This is a genomic window from Streptomyces sp. NPDC093510, assembly GCF_040683555.1.
In the GTDB taxonomy this organism is placed as follows: Bacteria; Actinomycetota; Actinomycetes; order Streptomycetales; family Streptomycetaceae; genus Streptomyces.
Genome location: NZ_JBFBEE010000046.1, coordinates 1 through 17,426 on the forward strand (window position 1 = coordinate 1; position 17,426 = coordinate 17,426).

Genomic DNA, 17,426 nt, shown 5'->3' on the forward strand with positions numbered 1-17,426 from the left:
GGCGGGCGACCCGGAGAACCTGCAGATCATGTACGGCATCGCGGGCGAGCGCGAGCTCGGCGAGACGGAGCTGGACTGGCTGCCGGGGTACGAGGACTCCACGCCGGTCCGGGCGGGCAACGGCGCGGCGGGCCAGCTGCAGCTCGACGTGTACGGCGAGGTCACCGAGGCCCTCCACCTGGCCCACAAGGCCGGGATGGACCCCAACGACTACGCCGCACAGCTCCAGCTCCGCCTTATCCGCCACTTGGAGACCGCGTGGAGGAAGCCCGACGAGGGCATCTGGGAGGTGCGCGGCCCGCGCCGCCACTTCGTGCACTCCAAGGTGATGGCGTGGGTCGCCGTGGACCGCACGATCAAGCTCATCGAGTCCGGCGACGCGGACGGCCCCCTGGAGAAGTGGCGCGAGCTGCGCGACGACATCCACCGGGACGTGTGCGAGAAGGGCTACGACAAGGAGCGGAACACCTTCACGCAGTCGTACGGCTCGAAAGAGCTGGACGCCTCGCTGCTGCTGATTCCGCAGATGGGCTTCCTGCCGCCCGACGACAAGCGCGTCATCGGCACGATCGAGGCGATCCAGCGGGAGCTGTCCACGCCGGACGGCTTCATCCTGCGCTACCCCACCTCCAGCGACGAGGAGAACCTGGACGGCCTCGAAGGCAACGAAGGGGCCTTCCTGGCCTGCTCGTTCTGGATGGCCGACGACCTCGCGATGATCGGCCGCGTCGACGAGGCCCGCAAGCTCTTCGAGAAGCTCCTGGCCCTCCGCAACGACCTGGGGCTCCTCGCCGAGGAGTGGAACTCCACGGCTCAGCGCCAGGTGGGCAACTTCCCGCAGGCCTTCAGCCACGTCGCCATGATCGACACGGCCCTCAGACTGACGGCCTCGGGCGCGTACAGCGCCACCGCGCCTCAGCCCGACCCGGCCGTGCGGCCGCCTGCAACTCCCCCGGCCTTCACGCCGGTTGCCCGCCGAAAACACCTGGCACGCACACGCGCCTGACCCACGTGGTGAGCGCGACGCGCCCCTGGTGCTGGTGTTCTCGCTCCGGCCACCAGTTCCGGCGCCAGCCCCCTGTCCTTGCAGCCCTCTGATACTCGACCCGACCAGGAACCGAGATGACCACTACGACCGCCACCGCACTCACGCCGGTCCAACAAGAGGCCGCTCGCCGGCTTGTCGACGGCACCCTGCCCGAGTTCGCCGCGCACCGGCACCGTTCCCCCATCACGACCCGGACCCTTCTGTTCAGTCTGCGAATCCGCGTGGCAGCGCCCGGCTCCTCGCGAGCGGTGCTGGCGCACGTGCTGCTGTCCACCGGTCAGGTGCCCCCGCCCACCCCGGCCGGGTCTGCCCCCGACTTCACCGATGCCGAGCTGCTGCTCCTGCGCGCACTGGCCCAGCACGCCGAAGGCACCACGATCGCCGAGGTGTGCGATCTGCCCGTGAAGGGCTTGCGCAGTCACATCGACGAGCTGTGTGCCAAGGCAGGTGTCGCTGACCCGGCGCATCTGGTGGCCCTGGGACACGCCTGGCAGATCCTGGTACCTGCGCCCCCGCAGAGCGCCGAGTCCACCAGTGGAGCGGCCCAGTGAGCGGCACCAGCATGTCGCCGCGGCACCATCACGATGCCCACGCAGAGGCGCCCGCGTCCACACCGTCCTCGCCTGGGGCCGGCCCCTCGGCCTACGTGATGCGCCCGGTACACACCGCGGCCGCCCGTGCCGAGGTGGAAGCGCTGATGGACGACCGCCGACGGTGGCGGGCCGAGCGCGGCTACTGCGATGCCCGCCAGCACTGCCTGGATGCGGACACCGACGAGGTCGGCCTCTACGAGGACGATGTCCTCATCGGCTACCTGCACCTGCACCGCGAGCCGGTCCTGCGGCAGTGGGGGCTCGGGGGCAGTGAGCCGAGCGTGCTGCTGTGCGATGCGCACAGTGTCCCGGGCCGGAATGACAGCATCGCCCGGCTCATGACGCTGTGGGCCACCGACTTCGCCGCGCGCGCCGGCTGCACCTGGGCGCGCTGCGAGGTCCGCGAGCCCAAGCCGGACAGCTGCGCCGTGAACGGGCGTCTGAGTGCCTACCTCCGCGGCGAATGCGGCTGGAAGCAGGCGGCCGTGCACGCCCTGCCCAGCGGCGAGCGTGTGGTCCATCTGCAGGCCAGGGCCCAGGCCCGGCCAGGCCTGGTACCGATGATCCGCTGCGAGATCCCGATACCCGGCCCTTCGGCACCGGCGGTCGAGGGTGAGGCGCGCCATGCCTGACACCACAGTGCCCGCGCGTGCCCGTCACCACCGCACGGGCCGTCGTGCGCCAGCACCGCGCACGCTGCGCCGGCAACTGCATCGCATTGCGGTCCTACCGGCCCTGGTGACGGTGCCGATGCTGATCATCGCCATCTATCTGACGCGTGATCCTGCGCGCCAGATCTCACACGGCTGGCTGATCTGGTCCGCGGTGACGAGCGCGTGCGCTTTCGCCTCGGCGGTGGCCTGGTCGATGAGCGCGTCCGTGGCGGACACGCTCCAGCACCAGGCCAACGTCGACGCGCAGTGGGCCGGCCAGTTGCGCGACGGGCTGCCGCAGGCGTTCAAGGACATCCAGGCCTGTATGGATCAGGTGCGCCGCGGGGAGCAGCCGCAGATCCGTGCCCTGCCGGACGCGAGCCCCGGCCCTCACCCGCTGGCGGAACTGGCCTGCGCCTGGGACGCGTTCGTGCGCGATGTCCAGGTCTTGGTGGCCAACAGCTCGGCGGACAGGGACCGGGCTGCACTGCTGGTGCTCGGGCGTCGCATGCTGGGGCTGTCGAACCAGGCCCTCAGCGGATTTGATGACCTGGAGCGCAACACCGAGGACCCCGAGGTGTTGCGCGGGCTCTTCTTCCTGGACCACAAGACCACCCGCATGCGGCGTTTCGCCGAAAGCCTGATCATCCTGGGGGGCGGCGCACCCCAGGAGCCCCGGGAGCCGGCCGCGCTGTCGCTTGTCCTGCAACATGCGATCCAGGAGGTCGAGGACTACCGGCGTGTCGAGGTGATCGCGCCGATCGACACCACCGTCCGGGGCCGCGTCACGGGCGCACTGGCGCACCTGCTGGCCGAACTCATCGACAACGGCCTCAACTTCTCCCCGCCCGACCATCCGGTGAGGGTGCGCCTGACGCAGGCCCCCGCCGGGGCCTGCGTAGAAATCGAGGACCGAGGAACCTCGATGCCGGCCGCCACCCTGGAGCACCTCAACCAGCTGCTGGCAGGCACCGCGCGCCACACCAACGAGTACGTCCGCGACGGACGCCTGGGGATCTGGGCCGTGTCCGAACTCGCCCAGCGCTATGGCCTGCACGTGCACCTGGAAACCAACGTGTACGGGGCGATCACCGCCGTCGTGGTGATCCCGGCCCCTCAGCTGCACGAGGGCGACGCATCAACGCGAGCCCACCGGACGTCTGCCTCCGCGCCTGCGAAGGCACCGTCTGCGACGTCCGTGGCCCCCGGTGCGGGTGACAGCTCCGCAGGGCAGATGCCCGCGGAAACCACCCTCGCGCTCCCGGTCGTCCACACGGCGGGTCCCACCGCCGGTTCAGCCCAAGCGAGCCCTAAAGCAGCGCTGCCGCAACGGCGCGCTCCCCGGCCGCCGGAGCACGGCCACCCCGCCGCGACGGGGCAGGCAGCAGCCCGGACACCCCTGCCGGCACGCGACCCCTCAAAGTCCTACCGCCATCCCGAACTGCTGGACCAGGAGCAGCGCCCGGCCCCCTCCCGGGAGAGCGCGCCCGATCCAGGTGTAGTGCGTGCCTTCGCCCAGGGAGTCGACCGGGCCGCGCCCGAGCCCGTTGCCACAGACCCCGAAGCCGACCCGGCCAACCCCCACCAGCACGGAGGACGAGCATGACGACCCCCACCGCTCCCCCTATCGACTGGCTCCTGCAGAATTTCGTGAACAAGACCCGTGGTGTGCGCTCCACGCTGGTCACCTCCAATGACGGGTTGCTGATCAGCCAGGTGAACCTCGGCGACCACGCCTCCGGACTCGCCGATGTCCTCAGCGCCCTGGCCAGCGGCGTGCACTCCCTGGCCAAAGGCGCCAGCAAAAGGCTCGGGAGCGACGGCGTGGTGGATCAGGCCCTCATCCAGATGGGAGACACCAGCCTGCTCGTCATGGAGGCCGGTTCCGGAGCGCTCTTGACGGTGGTCAGCGAGCCCGGAGCCGATATCGGCCAGATCCACTACGAGATGGCGCTGCTGGCCAAGCAGGTGCCTGGGAGCCTGTCCGTGCCCGCGCGGCAGCGCATCTGACATGAGCGGGCCTACGGCCGCACCAGGGGCTGGAGACGGTATGGGACCGCTCCGTCCCTACCTCCTGGTGCGGGGCCGCTCCGCGCCGTCCCGCGACCTTGACCGCACCGCCCTGGTCATCGCCACCGTCAGAGCACCTCAAGCGGCCCCGCAGCCTCACTACCTGCCGATCCTCGAAACCTGCCGGGTAAGCGCCTGCTCCCTCGCGCAGATCGCCGGAACGATCGGCCAGCCACTCCAAGTCGTCAAGATCATGGTCTGTGACCTGATCGACGACGGCTACCTCGCCACTCCCATGCCAGCCGGCCTGCGCGATCCCTCCGAGGCAGGCAAAGATCCACGCATCCTGGAGGACGTCCTCAATGGTCTACGCAACCTGTCCTGACACCGAAGTGCCCATGGCGGTGGCAGTCAAGGTCGTCATCGCCGGTGGTTTCGGCGTCGGGAAGACGACCTTGGTCGGCGCGCTCAGCGAGATCGAGGTGCTGCGGACCGAGGAAGTCATGACCGTGGCCAGTCAGGACGTTGACCACCTGACCGGGACCGAACCGAAAACCACCACCACCGTCGCCATGGACGTCGGACGCATCACGCTGCCCGTGACGAGAGCAGAACTCGCCTACGACGTGCAGGTGATGCTGTTCGGAACGCCTGGACAGGACCGCTTCTGGTTCATGTGGGACGACCTGACCCGCGGCGCGCTCGGAGCGATCGTCCTGGCCGACACCCGGCGGCTGAAGGACTGCTTCCCTGCCGTGGAGTACTTCGAGGTGGAGGACATCCCCTTCCTGGTCGCCGTCAACCACTTCGAGGGCGCCGAGCCCTATCCCGTACCCGACGTGCAGCAGGCATTGAGGCTCGCCCCGGGGGTTCCCGTGCTGACCTGCGACGCCCGGGACAGAAGCTCGGCACGCGACGTACTGATCGAACTCGTCACGCACGCACACCAACGAGCCAGCACATGACGCCGGCACCACCGCCCGACCAGCCCCTTGCGGCTGCCACCTTTGAGGAAGCCTTGATGCCCACCTACAACAACGCGACCGGCCGTCACAGGCCGCCCGTCGATACCGACCTTGAGGCGCGCCTTGCCCTGTTGAAGGACCTGGGAGTGGACGCCCGGCGCCCGATTGCAGAACTGGACGCGCTGGCCGCACGCTTCGCTGATTCCGCCAGCGCCCACTCAGGGGGGCAGCCCCTGATCGGCATCGTCAACATCATCACGCATGACCAGTACTTCGCCGGACTGTCCACGCCGCGCACTGCAGGCGGTCACAGCAGCGGTCAGACCACCGCCGCCAGCACCGAGCGCACCATGTCCCGCAATGAAGGCTGGTGCGTGTTCACGGTTGACCGCCGCAAAGCCTTCCCCCTGGACAACGTCCTCGACTATCCGCGCAGCGCCGGCAACCCCGCCATTTACAAGCTCCGCGTCAGAACGTATCTGGGTGCACCGATGATCCACCCGGCCACGGGGATCATCCTCGGCACGGCCTGTGTCATCGGCAGGCAGGTGACGGCGTGGGACAGCGAGGCCGTCGACCTGAGCAAGCACTACGCAGAGGAAGCCGTCGAACTGCTCACGTCTGACGCGGTGCGCAGAGCACTGCTGTGATCTGCCACCGCGACCGCTGACAGGGAGGGGAAACCGATGATGTCCGAAGTCGAGCCGTATCTGAGCCAGGAGCAGAAGAGTCTGCGGGCACGGGTCCGCGACTTTGCCCGGGAGGAGATCGCGCCGCTCACCGCGCGGATGGAGGAGGCCGGCACGCACGTCGACCTCATCATCCCCGCCCTTCTGGCAGGACAGGGCTGGACCGGTGTGCTCATTCCCGAAGAGCCGTACCGCGGGATGGGCGCCGGGCACGTCGCCAAGATGCTCCTGATCCAGGAACTCTCCTACTGGAGCGGCGCGGCCGGCGCGATCCTGCAGGCTTCCCTCATCCCCGCCCTCGCCCTGCAGGTGCTGGGCAGCCCCGAGCAGCGGGCGCAGTGGCTGCCGCAGATCGCCGCCGGACTCTGGGCGACGATCGCCGTCACGGAACCCGATGCCGGCAGCGACATCCTCGGCATGACCAGCACCGCCTACCCCAAGAGGGACGGCTCTTGGGTGTTGGACGGCCACAAGTGCTTCGTCGGCAACAGTCATATTGCTGGGCTGCACCTGGTCGTTGCCCGCACCGGTGCACCGGGCAGCCGGGGTCAACGCGTTCTCTCGGCGTTCCTCGTCGAAGCCGACCGCGACGGGATCACCCTGCAGCTGCCCTCCCATATCGGTCTGCGCGGGTTCAGCGCCGGCACTCTCCTCCTGGACAACGTCACCGTGCCGGCCGCCAACCTGCTCGGTGAGGAAGGCCAGGGCATGACCGCCGCGTACGGCGCCTCGATGGTGTGCGGGCGCCCCAACCTGGCCGCGGTCGCGCTCGGTCTGCACCAACGACTGCTCGATGAGACCACCGCGTTCGTCACCACCCGCCCACGCCGCGGCGGTCACCTCTCCGACAACCGCGTCGTCCGCAACCGCGTCGCCGAGATCCGCCATGGGCTCATCACCTCCGAACTCGCCGTCTACCACGCCTCGGCCCTGCTCGACCGGTCGGTGCCGTGCGACGCCGCGCTGCTCAACGCCAAACTCACGGCCAAGCGAACCGCCGCCGCAGCAGCACAGCAGGCCGCCGACCTCTTCGGCGGCTACGCGACCCGCACCGACCACCCCTTCGCCCGCCTTGACCGCGACATCCGCCACATCGCCGCGCCCGCAGGACCCGATGACATCCAGCTCCACCACCTGGGCGAAGCCACCCTCGGCACTGAACGCGACCAGTGGTCGCAGCGTTTCACCGCTCCCTCCACCACCCAGGCCACCAGCGTCGCCTGACACCCTTTCCAAGGACACTCCCCATGGACCACGACCGCGCCCCGCGCATCCCCGCGGACCACTCACCGACCGCGCCGTGCAGTGAAACCAGGGCTGACAGCCTCAGCGCTCTTCTGGCCGATGAGTACCCGTTGCGTCCGAGTCAGGACCTAGCGCGTGTCTCCGCCGACCTCGACGCCCTGCGCGTCCACTACATGGGCGACCTGCTCAAAGACCTCACCCAAGAACCCGTCGCCACCCTCATTCCCTACGTGGTCTCAGCCCCCGGTGGGAAGCGGCGCGATGCGCTGGAGCAGCTGCGCCAGTGTGCCAGCCGCACGCCGGGCTGGCGTTTGACGGAGAGCTCCTACTGCGACGACAACGACACCGTATGGCGCTCCAGTGAGCAGCGGCATGGTTTGGCGGCAGCCTGCCACTGCGCAGTGGTCGGTCCTGCCCGCGGTCTCCTCGCCATGGGACGGTCCGCGATGCCACTGGACAACTGCGAGTATCTGCGCATCATCCGCTACGTCCACCAGCACAAGTGCTTCCTCGCTTTCGCCGGAGAGTTGGCTGCTCGGTGAGCGGGCCGACACAGGCGAGCCGCAGGGCGTTCCTGAGCACGACCAAGGTGCCCACGGCTGCTGACTGGGGTGAGTGGCACCAGGCCCGCAGGTCGCGTCCGGTGCCGCTCCGGGAGTGCGAGTGGGTGTACCGCAGCCTGGCCCCGCAGCGTGGCATGACCGCGGTCGACCTCGGCTGCGGTACGGGACAGTGGGCCTATCAGATGTTCCGCTGGGGGATGCAGGTCGCCGGATTCGATCCGGCGAGGCGTTGCGGCGGGCCCGCCGAATCGGTGGTGTGCATCCGCGGTTGTCCTTCGCCCATTGGGACATCAACACTGAGCGGCCGCCAGACGCTCTGCAGCCGCACAGCGTCGACCTGGTGACGTGCCGCCACACGGTGGCATACCTCCACCTGCCCCGCTTCCTGGCCACGGTCACCTGAATGCTCAAGCCTCAGGGCGTCCTCTACCTCCTCACCTCCCCGCACTCCCGCGGCGGTGGCCCGATGGACCGCGGCCTGGCCGAGGACCAGCTCGGCCAGCTCATGACCGGCTGGCGGTCGTGCCTGACGCAGGACTTGAGCCGCAGCAGCCGCGCGGTCCTGCTGTGCGGGCATGACAGCACAGCAGAAGGAGCCCGATGATTTCCTCTGCCCACACCATCGCGGTGGCGGCCTGGAACCCGGCGGTCGGCCGGCCCGGCCGCCGCCTCGCCACTCCGGCCGCTCAGGCAGCCGCCGGCACCGGGCCGCACGGGCACCTCCCGCCCGCCACCGGCCACACCGACACGGAGGTGCGCGCCGGAGTCCTTCCCGCATGCCCCGGCAGCAACAGCACCCCATGCCGCCGCACTCGACGCATCGGGACCAGCCAGTGACCGACGACGCCTCCCCCAGCTCCTCCGGTGCGGGCGCCGGGCCTACGCCTGGCCCGCGCTCTCACGCACACCCTGTTCCCACGGCACCCGTCTATGTGATCCGTCATCTGGACGGCCAGGCCGAATACGATCAGGTCGGCGCCCACGTGATGGACTGGCGTCGGAAGCGGAACTTACCCGCGGAGAACGCCCGCCCGGTCCTTGAGGCCCTGCGCGACGAGCGCGAGATGGTCGCCCTCGTCGACACCGACACCAACACTCCTGTCGCCGTCCTCCAGTTGCACCGCACGACGGTGGCGGCGCCACCGTGGACGCTCCACGAGAACGCCCGGCCGACATTGGTGGTGTCCTGTGCCGCTACCGCCCCGGGCAACGGCTACCGGCTCGGCTGGCTCCTCACCATCTGGGCCCGCCACTACGCCGCACTGTGCGGCTACACCCGCATCGCCTGCGCCGTCCCTCTTCGCCACGCTGACGACTGGGAGGGGCAGCGTCTCGTCGGGCATCTGGTGAGCAGGTGCGGGTGGGACCGAGTGAGCACGGCCGCATCCGAGGGGACGGCGGTTCTGTTGGCCGCGGATGCGTGCCGCGCGGAGGGCCTCGAAGCGTATCTCGGCTGCGAAGTGCCGGTGCAGCCCGCGCTGTTGGCAGAGGAGGGGGTCGCTTCATGAGGTCGATGCCTTCTTGTCCGCCCAACGGCGTGCCGGACCACACCGGCGGCGACGACTGGCGTCGGCGCCTCGCGCACGATGTCTTACGCGCCCACCGGCCGCACATCGTGCTGCGGCAGGAGGACCGTGCCGGGGCACCGAAGGGGCTGACGTCGCCATGGTGCATGCCTGGCGACGTCAGATCCCGACCCGGTGCTCCAGACCGCCCTCGACGCACGAACCGTTGTGAACCCGTTGATTGGTGACCAGTGATGCTGCATGCCGTTGTGCCACCCAAGTCCGCCGAACTGTCTCAGGCGCCTACCCGGATCGTGCTGGGGGCATACCTGCGAGGTCTGCGTACGTACAGGGGCGAAACGCTCGATGATGCGGCCCGCATCGTCCGCCAGTCGGCGTCAGCCGTCAGCCGGTGGGAGCGCGCCGAATCCCCGGCCCCTCAAGCCGCCGTCCGGGCGCTGCTCCGCCGCTACGGCATAGCGCGGCAGCACGCCGACTTCCTGGTGAGGAGCTTGCCGCAGCAGCACTACGTCCGCAGCAGGGGTGGGGAGCGAGGGTGTGCGACACGTGTCCCGTTCGACTACTGGGGAGATGCGGCAGGTACCGAGGCGCTGGCGCGCTACATCGCTGTGATGCGCATGGCGAGCGAGATCATCGAGTTCACTCCCGCAATTCCTGCGGGCCTGCGCACGCAGGCTTACCAGAAGGTCTTGCAGAATCCCGCCTTCCTCCTTCGTGCGGATGAACCGGTGCTCGGGCTGCCCCCGTGGGTGCACGGTATGCCGTGGGCCACGGGCCAGCACCGAACGGTCCTGCTGGATGAGGCGGTGCTCAGGCGTCCGGTCGGCGGGCCGCAGGTGATGGCGCAGCAATTGCGGCATTTGGTCGGCTTGATGGAGGGTGAGGAGTCGGACTCCAGCGGGCTGGTCATCCGCATCGTACCGATGGGTGCGTTTCTGTTCGTTCACACGGTCAGCTGGCCTGCAGAGGTGACCCTTCACGGCCACCGCATGGTGACGAGCTTCGGTGCCTTCCCCAGCTACGCAGTGGAATCCCCGATTGCACGCACCGTGCGCGCCGGCCTGCGCGAGGCGCTTTCCCGTGCCTGCGGCCGTGAGGAGACCTACGAGCTGATCGAGCGCGCCGCGGCCGCGATGGAGCGAAGGGCCGCAGTTCGTTCAGTTCTTCACTCTTCTTCACCTACCCGGGATTGAAGTGCTTCTCTCTTCCTCAGCTCCCAACGGCGATGACGCAGTTGCCCGTCGAGTGCCACCGCTGTGGCCGCATCAGGAGCAGGCCATCCAGGCTGTGCTCGAGACATTCGCCACGCAGTCACGCGCCACCGTGGTCATGGCCTGCGGTACCGGCAAGACGCGAGTGGGCGGCGCGCTCTTGGACGATGCCTTCGACAACGGCCGGGCGCTGCTGGTGGCCCCGAGCATTAACCTGCTCGCTCAGACCCTCCACTCCTGGCACGAGACGTACGGGCAGGCTCTGGGCCAGGTGGCCGCGGTGTGCTCCGATCCGCATTTGATGGAGCGCACTCGCCGGGAATTGCACGCCGACGTGGCGGCCTCGGTGACCACGGAGGCCGCCGAACTCGCCGAACTGCTCGCCGGGGTGCCCCGGGCCACGGTGGCCGCCACCTACCACAGTCTGCCTGCCGTGGCCCGGGCACATAGGGATCACGGCCTGGCACGGTGGGGCAGCATCGTGGTGGACGAAGCCCACCGCTCGGCGGGCCGAACGTCCAAGACGTGGACGTGGGTGCACGACGACGTGCTGATCCCCGGCGACCGACGGCTCTACCTGACCGCGACGCCCAAGATCCTCACCCGCAACCGTACGGGCGAGACCGACATCCTCGGCATGGACGACGAGAAGACCTTCGGGCCGACCGTCTTCCGTCTCGGCTACGCGCGGGCCCTGGAGCTCAAGCTGGTTGCCGACTACCGCGTCGTGGTGGCCATCGTCACCGATGAGGAGGTGCAGCAGCTGGTCGAGGAGCAACCCACCCGCACCACCTACCTCGGCGTGGGTGCTTCGGCGGTCTCCGCCTCCATGCTGGCCCGCCAGATCGCTGTGCTGCGTGCTGCGCGCCAGTTCAACGTGCGGAACATGCTGACCTTTCATCACCGTGTCCGCGACGCCGCATGGTTCGCCCAGGCGCTTCCACAGGTCGATCAACTGCTCGGTCCCGACCCTGCCGCCGGCGGTCCGCTGCAGGTGGCGTGCGCGCACGCAGGGCAGTCTTCGAGCCGACGCGACGCCGCGCTCAGCCTCCTCAACGCCCCGTCTACAGCCGCGGGCCGGCGCATCGTGTGCCAGGTGCGGATGTTCGGTGAGGGCATCGACGCACCGCGTCTGGACGGTGCGGCCTTCGTCGACGTACGGAACTCCGACACGGACAACGTGCAGGCCATCGGACGGATCGTGCGGCGCGACGGCCCGAAAGTGGCCACCATCATCGTGCCCATCCTCCTGGGCCCCGATGAGGATCCGCAGTCCGCGCTGGCCTCATCCGCCTACGCTCCTTTGTGGAGGGTTCTGGAAGCGCTCCGCGCCAACGACGAGCGGCTCGCCGCGGAGCTGGACAGCCGCCGCCGAGAGGCAGGGCGTGCCTCCCAGGGCGTGAGCGCTTCCCGAGGGCAGGCCCCCGACTGGCTTCACGTCACGGGGAAAGCGGTGCCTGCCGGGTTCATCGCGGCGATCCACGCCCAGGCCGTTCGCTCCACCACACCGAACTGGGAAGAGTTCTTCGGAGCCGCTGAGAGCTACCGGAAGCAGCACGGGGACCTGCTGATACCCCAGAGCTACAAGACACCGCCGCCCGCCGAGCTGGCACTGGGCCGCTGGCTCCATTTCCAGCGCGGCCTGGCCAAGGACGGGCTTCTCCTGCCCGACCGCAAGAGTCGGCTGGAAGACCTGGGCATGGTCTGGAAGCCGAAGGACAACCAAAGGGATACCGAATGGGAGCAGTTCCTCACCGAGGCCCGCGCCCACCACGCAGCCCATGGGGACCTCCTCGTGCCCACGTCGTTTTGCACACCGGGCACCCGCTTTCCCCTGGGCATGTGGCTGAACCGGCTGCGCCGCGGCGAGCGCACCGCCACCGCCGAACAGCGGACCGCGCTTGACGCTCTGGGCATGGACTGGCACCAGGAGTTCGGCTACGACTGGCTCCGCGGGCTCAAAGCCGCCCGCGCCTACCAGAAAGAACACGGCGATCTGCTCGTGCCCAGCGACTACACCACCGACGATGACCCGCCATACGCCCTGGGGTTGTGGATCAGCAACTGGCGTAAGAAAAAACGGCAGTTGGGCGCCAGGCAGCGAGGCCAGCTCGACGGGCTCGGCATGATCTGGGATGTCTATGAGCATCGCTGGAACCAGCACCTGGCGGCGGCCAAGGCATTCCACGAACAGCACCGCCACCTGAAGATCCCCTCCACCTACGTCGCTCCAGGCCCCGAGAAGCTAAGAGTCGGCCAATGGATCGTCAAGCAACGCCAAGCAGCCCTCCGCGGCACCCTCAGCCCCAAACGGATCTCGGCACTCGAGGCCATCGGCATGCTCTGGAAACTCTGACGTGCCCTACCGTCCGGCACCTCATGGGCGACCAGCCCTCCTCCGTACGCGGCGCCATCACCATCAACCAGCCCACGGCGACACCGGCCGATCACCCGTACGAGGCGCAACCGGCCCTGTACGCGGCCCGGAGCACCGCTCAGCGCCGCGTGCTCAGTGAGACCGAGATTCGACCACTCCAGGGAGACGAGAACCATGACCGCGCCCGGGATGCCGCACCCACCCATGATGGTCAACAACACCATCACCGGGGACCCCGCCCTGCACACGGGTGTCCAGGCCGGCCACATCGACGCAATCCACTTCCACCAGCCTCAGCACGTCCCGCCTGTCCCCCGCCAGGTGCGACCGGTTCCGGCCTCATGGACCGACCGGGAACAGGAGCTCGCCCGGCTCACCGCGTGGATCGCGGCGCAGCCCGAGTTCGCCGTGTCCCTCGTTTCGGTCCACGGGCCCGCCGGCGTCGGCAAGTCGGCCTTCGCCGAGCGCCTGATCCACAGCCTGACCCACAGATACCCGGGCGGCCACTTCCACACCGACCTCACCGGCAGCATGGGCCCCGCGCGCATCAGCGACGTGCTCGGCCGTCTCCTGCGCGCCGTGCAGGCCGGGCCGCTGCCCGCAGGCAGTGACGAGCTTGCCAGCTGGTGGAGGTCGGCGAGTGCCGCGCGCGGACCCGTGTGCCTCCTGCTGGACGGCGTCACCCACGCCGATCACATCCGCGCCCTGACCCCCGGCGGATCCGGTCACCTCGTGGTGGCCACCAGCCGCCTCCCGCTGCCCGAACTCGCCCCGCAGGGTGCGGCACAGCTGCCCCTTGGACCGCTCGACCACACCGCCGCCCGAACCTACCTGGCCCGCTGCCTGGGGCCCGAGCGCATCGACCAGGAGCCGGACGCAACCAACAGGCTCATCGACCTCACCGCGGGCCTGCCCGCAGCCCTTGCTCTGAGCATCACCCAGCTCACCCGCCACCGATCCCGCACCCTGTCCACCGCCGTCCGCGCCCTCGACGCCAGCCGAAGCCGGACCCCCGCCACCAAACTGGCCCTCGACCACCCCGGAGCCATCGTGTCCGCCGCACTCGACGCCGAGTACACCAACCTCCCCCACTTCGCCGCCCGCCTCTACCGCACGGCGGCGTTGCTGCCGGTCGACACCATCGACGCCCACCTCGCCGCCGCCATCACCCAGCGGACCCCCGCCGAAGCGGGCGCCGACCTCGCCGACCTCGCCACCTCGGGCATGCTCGTCCAGGACACCGCCCAGCCGGTCCGTGGACCGGTCTACCGATACTCCAGCCCTGCCCTGGCGCACGCCCAGGAGCACGCCGCCCGGGACGAGCCCGAGAGCGCCGGCACCGAAGCCCGGCGCCGCGCCGCGGACTGGTACCTCGCCGCCGTGACCGCTGCCGAACGGCTCCTCACCCCAAGCCACCGCCACCTCAACCGGACCTACCTCTACGCCCCCGACCCCGCGCTGGAGTTCACAGACCGTCAGGCAGCCCTGTCCTGGCTCGACGCCCAGTCCCCCAACCTCATGTCCACCCTCCGCACGGCACACAGCACGGGCTGGAACGCGATGGTGTGGCAGCTCGTCCACGCCATGTGGCCCTGGTGGCGCGCGGGCAGGATGTACGACCTGTGGATTGAGGCGCACCACCTCGGTCTGGAAGCCGCCCGGCTCTGCAAGGACGCCGTTGCCGAGCAGGAGCTGCGCAACACTTTGGGCGTCGGCCTGCGCGGTACGCACTCCTTCGACGAAGCGATCACCTGTTTCACGGACGTTCTTGCCGGGGCCCGCTCCCGGGGCGACGTCCGGGGCGAGGCGCAGGCGCTGCACGAACTCGGCGCGACCACCTACGAGGCTGGCCGGCCGGAGGAAGCCGCGGGCTATCTGGAGCAGGCCCGCACCCTGCGCGCGCACCGCGAGGACCGCCGCGGAGTCGCGCTCACCGACATCCTCCTCGGGCAAATCCATCTCACCCTGGATGACGCTGCCGGGGCCATTGAGGTCCTCACCACCGCCCGCGCCGCCCTCCTTGAGGTCGAGGACCCGCACGACGCGGCCCGTGCCCTGGCCTGGCTCGGCCAGGCGTACGCCATGGCAGGCCACCACGAGGAAGCCGAACAAGCCGGGCGGGAGGCCTTCGAGGAGTTCACCTCCCACGGCGCCCGGCAGTGGACCGCTCGCAGCCTGGAGATGCTCGGCCAGAGCCTGGCCGCCGCCGGACGGAAACAAGACGCGGCCGCCCTCTACACCCGGGCACTGGAGCAGTACAGCAGCATCAGTGCCGTGGATGCGGAGCGCGTCCAGCGGCGGCTGCAGGCAGCCCGGTGAGTACTGCAACCCTGTTCGTGCGTCTGCTCGGCCGCCAGGCGGCTACGCAGTTGCTCCGTCGGCACGCAGGCCCGTGCGTTCCGCAGCGCCCACTCCGGCCGATGTGGTGACCGCCCGCGCGATCCGGGGCCCGACGAAGCGCTCTGCCAGATCCAGCGGGTATCAGGCCGCACCGCTCACCTTGGACTCCTGGATACGCCCGCCCTCGGCGTCGGCCGTCGCGAAGGCATAGCGGCAGCAATCGGCGGGTGTGCTCCTGGGAAGGCTTCGCCCATGGATCTGAATCTCGACGGATATGAGGCGTTGATCATGGACTGGGATGGCACCATGGTCGACTCCCAGCCTTTGAATTACCGCAGTTTGGCGAAAGCGCTCCGGGCTCACGCTGTCGATCTACGCGAGGATTGGTACCGCGAGCGGCTCGGCACTTCGGTGGATGGACTGCTGGAGGAACTGGGTGTCTCAGTGCCGTTGGCTGATGTACTTGAGCGCTGCGGCGAGTTGATCATCCGGGACTTGGCGTCGCTCAGGCCGTTCGAAACGGTCGTTGGATGGGTCGAGAGGGCGCGTTCGCGTGGTGTCGCCTGCGCGGTGGCCTCCGGCGGCGGGGGTGCTGTTGTCCGGGCAGGCATAGCCGCCACAGGTCTTGCGCACCTGTTCGACACCGTGGTGACCCGGGAGGACGTTGACCGGGGCAAACCGGCCCCTGATCTGTTCCAGGAGGCGGCCCGGCGCCTTGCTGTGCCGCCGCACCGCTGCCTGGTGGTGGAGGACGCGGAGGAGGGACTCGCGGCGGCGCGGGCAGCGGGAATGCACGCGGTCGATGTACGCCCGTACGTGACGTCTTGTTGGTGACCGGTGCGTTTCAGGCTGCGAGGAGGACGTGAAGTTCCTCGCCGAACTCGGCCACAGCACCGTCGTGCGGGTAGCGGCGTTGCAGGGTGTTATCGAGTTGCTGGGCCCGGCCGCGGATGGAGTCGACCAGGCGGCTGCCGGCGAGGGCTTCGCGGGCCACGGCGATAGCGGCGTCGGGCGTGCCGAGCGCCGAGTGCGCCTGCGCCAGGTCGAGTTGGGCGATGGCCAGCCGCGTGGGGGCCTGGAAGCGGCTGGGGAAGGAACGGTAGTGGCCGATGGCCTCCTCGGCGGTGGCACGTGCCCGGTCGGGGTCGCCGAGCCACACGTAGCTGGAGGCGTCGTAGGAGGTGATGCGCACCGCGTCCACCGCGAAGAGTCCTGCGCCGTGCAGGGGCAGCCGCTGCTGATGCTTGTGGGCGCGCAGGACTGCTTCCTGGAAATGGTCCGCCTTGCCGAGCCGGGCGTATGCGCGGGCGACCTGGGCGGACAGTCGCACCGCGGCGTTGCCCTCGCGCGGGGCCACGGCCATGCCCCGGGTCGCGGCGAGCAGGGCGTCCAGGGGGCGGTTGTCGTAGAGGGCGTGGGTGCTGCGCACGTCTTCGGCCCAAGCGCCGACTTCGGGGTGGTCGCCTTGCTCGCTTTGCGTCCAGGCGTTGTCGCAGAAGGCCTGGACCAGATCACCGTTGCCCAGGTCGTGGGCGATCCAGGCGAGGATCACAGAGAGCATGCCGGCGTGACGGGTGAGTTCGCGTGCTTCGCGCAGGGTGTGCCGGCGTTCGTGCTGCAGGGTGAAAACGCGGTGCCGCAGGCGCGCGGCGGTGGGCCACAGTTCGCGCGGAGGCGTGGAGGAGTACGTGGCGCCTAAGCGATCAATGTCGGCTTCGAGGTCAGTGAGGTCGGCGGGGTCGAGCTCGGTGCGGGTGGCGTGGTGCGTGTAGGCGCGGGCCGTGTCGGCGCTGGCCTGGCCGGGAGTCATGAGCGGGGCCAGTGAGCCCAGGGCCGTGCCGCCGATCAGAGTGAGGGCGGTGCGTCGCTTCGTGGGATCATCACCTGCTTCGCCGGGCGTCGCGGCGGGCGACGCAAAATGGTCGAGGTCGCGGCCGGAAGGCGCGTTGAGGTCCATACCCAGATCTGCGGAAGTCAGAGCCTCGGCGAGGCCGCACAGGCGGGTCAGCGTGTGGGCCAGGACGATCGGCATGTGGACAAGCTGCCACACCATCGCGTTCCAGACCGTGCTGTGTGCCGTGCGGAGGGTGGACATGAGGTTGGGGGACTGGGCGTCGAGCCAGGATAGGGCTGCCTGACGGTCTGTGAACTCCAGCGCGGGGTCGGGGACGTAGGCCCGAAAGGCGCTGCAGGAGGCCGACCTCGC

The 17,426-nt window shown here is 69.5% G+C and carries 18 protein-coding genes; 17 read left to right on the plus strand and 1 reads right to left on the minus strand.

The features are described 5' to 3' along the window. The 17 genes from AB0N81_RS40565 to AB0N81_RS40645 form a co-directional block, all read left to right on the plus strand. Nucleotides 1-1,006 (plus strand): glycoside hydrolase family 15 protein (locus tag AB0N81_RS40565; RefSeq protein WP_365367716.1); only part of this gene is annotated, 1,006 nt, incomplete at its 5' end. Nucleotides 1,007-1,122: 116 nt separating this feature from the next. Next, the gene (locus tag AB0N81_RS40570; protein ID WP_365367718.1) at nt 1,123-1,599 is read left to right on the plus strand and encodes a hypothetical protein; all 477 of its coding nucleotides are present in this window, start codon (nt 1,123-1,125) and stop codon (nt 1,597-1,599) included. A 146-nt stretch (nt 1,600-1,745) separates the two neighbouring features. Further along, nucleotides 1,746-2,273, plus strand: coding sequence for a hypothetical protein (locus AB0N81_RS40575; protein ID WP_365367720.1), 528 nt, complete (start codon nt 1,746-1,748; stop codon nt 2,271-2,273). After that, nucleotides 2,266-3,900, plus strand: a complete 1,635-nt coding sequence (locus tag AB0N81_RS40580; RefSeq protein ID WP_365367722.1) for an ATP-binding protein — start codon at nt 2,266-2,268, stop codon at nt 3,898-3,900. Before AB0N81_RS40575 ends, AB0N81_RS40580 begins: the two co-directional genes overlap by 8 nt. Next, nucleotides 3,897-4,304, plus strand: coding sequence for a roadblock/LC7 domain-containing protein (locus tag AB0N81_RS40585; RefSeq protein WP_365367724.1), 408 nt, complete (start codon nt 3,897-3,899; stop codon nt 4,302-4,304). Before AB0N81_RS40580 ends, AB0N81_RS40585 begins: the two co-directional genes overlap by 4 nt. 40 nt (nt 4,305-4,344) lie before the next feature. Continuing rightward, on the plus strand, nt 4,345-4,689 hold the full coding sequence (locus AB0N81_RS40590) for a DUF742 domain-containing protein (RefSeq protein ID WP_365367726.1): 345 nt from the start codon (nt 4,345-4,347) through the stop codon (nt 4,687-4,689). A 13-nt stretch (nt 4,690-4,702) separates the two neighbouring features. After that, nucleotides 4,703-5,269, plus strand: a complete 567-nt coding sequence (locus tag AB0N81_RS40595) for an ATP/GTP-binding protein (RefSeq protein WP_365367728.1) — start codon at nt 4,703-4,705, stop codon at nt 5,267-5,269. Nucleotides 5,270-5,325: 56 nt separating this feature from the next. Further along, on the plus strand, nt 5,326-5,919 hold the full coding sequence (locus AB0N81_RS40600; protein WP_365367730.1) for a GAF domain-containing protein: 594 nt from the start codon (nt 5,326-5,328) through the stop codon (nt 5,917-5,919). Nucleotides 5,920-5,955: 36 nt separating this feature from the next. Then, nucleotides 5,956-7,182, plus strand: coding sequence for an acyl-CoA dehydrogenase family protein (locus tag AB0N81_RS40605; RefSeq protein ID WP_365367732.1), 1,227 nt, complete (start codon nt 5,956-5,958; stop codon nt 7,180-7,182). 23 nt (nt 7,183-7,205) lie between these two features. Beyond that, the gene (locus AB0N81_RS40610; protein ID WP_365367734.1) at nt 7,206-7,745 is read left to right on the plus strand and encodes a hypothetical protein; all 540 of its coding nucleotides are present in this window, start codon (nt 7,206-7,208) and stop codon (nt 7,743-7,745) included. 424 nt (nt 7,746-8,169) lie between these two features. After that, nucleotides 8,170-8,370 (plus strand): hypothetical protein, encoded by a 201-nt coding sequence (locus AB0N81_RS40615; RefSeq protein WP_365367736.1) that lies wholly within the window; start codon nt 8,170-8,172, stop codon nt 8,368-8,370. Continuing rightward, nucleotides 8,367-8,603, plus strand: a complete 237-nt coding sequence (locus AB0N81_RS40620; RefSeq protein WP_365367737.1) for a hypothetical protein — start codon at nt 8,367-8,369, stop codon at nt 8,601-8,603. The genes AB0N81_RS40615 and AB0N81_RS40620 overlap by 4 nt, the downstream gene beginning before the upstream one ends. Before the next feature lie 95 nt (nt 8,604-8,698). Further along, on the plus strand, nt 8,699-9,274 hold the full coding sequence (locus tag AB0N81_RS40625; protein ID WP_365367739.1) for a hypothetical protein: 576 nt from the start codon (nt 8,699-8,701) through the stop codon (nt 9,272-9,274). Between the two features lie 251 nt (nt 9,275-9,525). After that, complete coding sequence (locus AB0N81_RS40630) at nt 9,526-10,485, plus strand: Scr1 family TA system antitoxin-like transcriptional regulator (protein WP_365367741.1); 960 nt, start codon at nt 9,526-9,528, stop codon at nt 10,483-10,485. Between the two features lie 52 nt (nt 10,486-10,537). After that, nucleotides 10,538-12,859 (plus strand): Helicase associated domain protein, encoded by a 2,322-nt coding sequence (locus AB0N81_RS40635; protein WP_365367800.1) that lies wholly within the window; start codon nt 10,538-10,540, stop codon nt 12,857-12,859. Nucleotides 12,860-13,054: 195 nt separating this feature from the next. Next, nucleotides 13,055-15,199: a tetratricopeptide repeat protein gene (locus AB0N81_RS40640; RefSeq protein ID WP_365367743.1), complete on the plus strand. Its 2,145-nt coding sequence runs from the start codon at nt 13,055-13,057 to the stop codon at nt 15,197-15,199. Between the two features lie 273 nt (nt 15,200-15,472). Continuing rightward, on the plus strand, nt 15,473-16,054 hold the full coding sequence (locus AB0N81_RS40645) for an HAD family phosphatase (protein WP_365367745.1): 582 nt from the start codon (nt 15,473-15,475) through the stop codon (nt 16,052-16,054). A 10-nt stretch (nt 16,055-16,064) separates the two neighbouring features. On the opposite strand, the gene AB0N81_RS40650 is transcribed toward AB0N81_RS40645, so the two are convergent. After that, complete coding sequence (locus tag AB0N81_RS40650; RefSeq protein ID WP_365367747.1) at nt 16,065-17,315, minus strand: hypothetical protein; 1,251 nt, start codon at nt 17,313-17,315, stop codon at nt 16,065-16,067. Nucleotides 17,316-17,426: the final 111 nt, after the last annotated feature.

Bases quoted from the DNA above. Each gene is read 5' to 3' on its own strand.
- AB0N81_RS40570 (WP_365367718.1), top strand. From the start codon at position 1,123: ATGACCACTACGACCGCCACCGCACTCACGCCGGTCCAACAAGAGGCC.
- AB0N81_RS40575 (WP_365367720.1), top strand. From the start codon at position 1,746: ATGGACGACCGCCGACGGTGGCGGGCCGAGCGCGGCTACTGCGATGCC.
- AB0N81_RS40580 (WP_365367722.1), top strand. From the start codon at position 2,266: ATGCCTGACACCACAGTGCCCGCGCGTGCCCGTCACCACCGCACGGGC.
- AB0N81_RS40585 (WP_365367724.1), top strand. From the start codon at position 3,897: ATGACGACCCCCACCGCTCCCCCTATCGACTGGCTCCTGCAGAATTTC.
- AB0N81_RS40590 (WP_365367726.1), top strand. From the start codon at position 4,345: ATGGGACCGCTCCGTCCCTACCTCCTGGTGCGGGGCCGCTCCGCGCCG.
- AB0N81_RS40595 (WP_365367728.1), top strand. From the start codon at position 4,703: ATGGCGGTGGCAGTCAAGGTCGTCATCGCCGGTGGTTTCGGCGTCGGG.
- AB0N81_RS40600 (WP_365367730.1), top strand. From the start codon at position 5,326: ATGCCCACCTACAACAACGCGACCGGCCGTCACAGGCCGCCCGTCGAT.
- AB0N81_RS40605 (WP_365367732.1), top strand. From the start codon at position 5,956: ATGATGTCCGAAGTCGAGCCGTATCTGAGCCAGGAGCAGAAGAGTCTG.
- AB0N81_RS40610 (WP_365367734.1), top strand. From the start codon at position 7,206: ATGGACCACGACCGCGCCCCGCGCATCCCCGCGGACCACTCACCGACC.
- AB0N81_RS40615 (WP_365367736.1), top strand. From the start codon at position 8,170: ATGCTCAAGCCTCAGGGCGTCCTCTACCTCCTCACCTCCCCGCACTCC.
- AB0N81_RS40620 (WP_365367737.1), top strand. From the start codon at position 8,367: ATGATTTCCTCTGCCCACACCATCGCGGTGGCGGCCTGGAACCCGGCG.
- AB0N81_RS40630 (WP_365367741.1), top strand. From the start codon at position 9,526: ATGCTGCATGCCGTTGTGCCACCCAAGTCCGCCGAACTGTCTCAGGCG.
- AB0N81_RS40640 (WP_365367743.1), top strand. From the start codon at position 13,055: ATGACCGCGCCCGGGATGCCGCACCCACCCATGATGGTCAACAACACC.
- AB0N81_RS40645 (WP_365367745.1), top strand. From the start codon at position 15,473: ATGGATCTGAATCTCGACGGATATGAGGCGTTGATCATGGACTGGGAT.
- AB0N81_RS40650 (WP_365367747.1), bottom strand. From the start codon at position 17,315: ATGTCCACCCTCCGCACGGCACACAGCACGGTCTGGAACGCGATGGTG.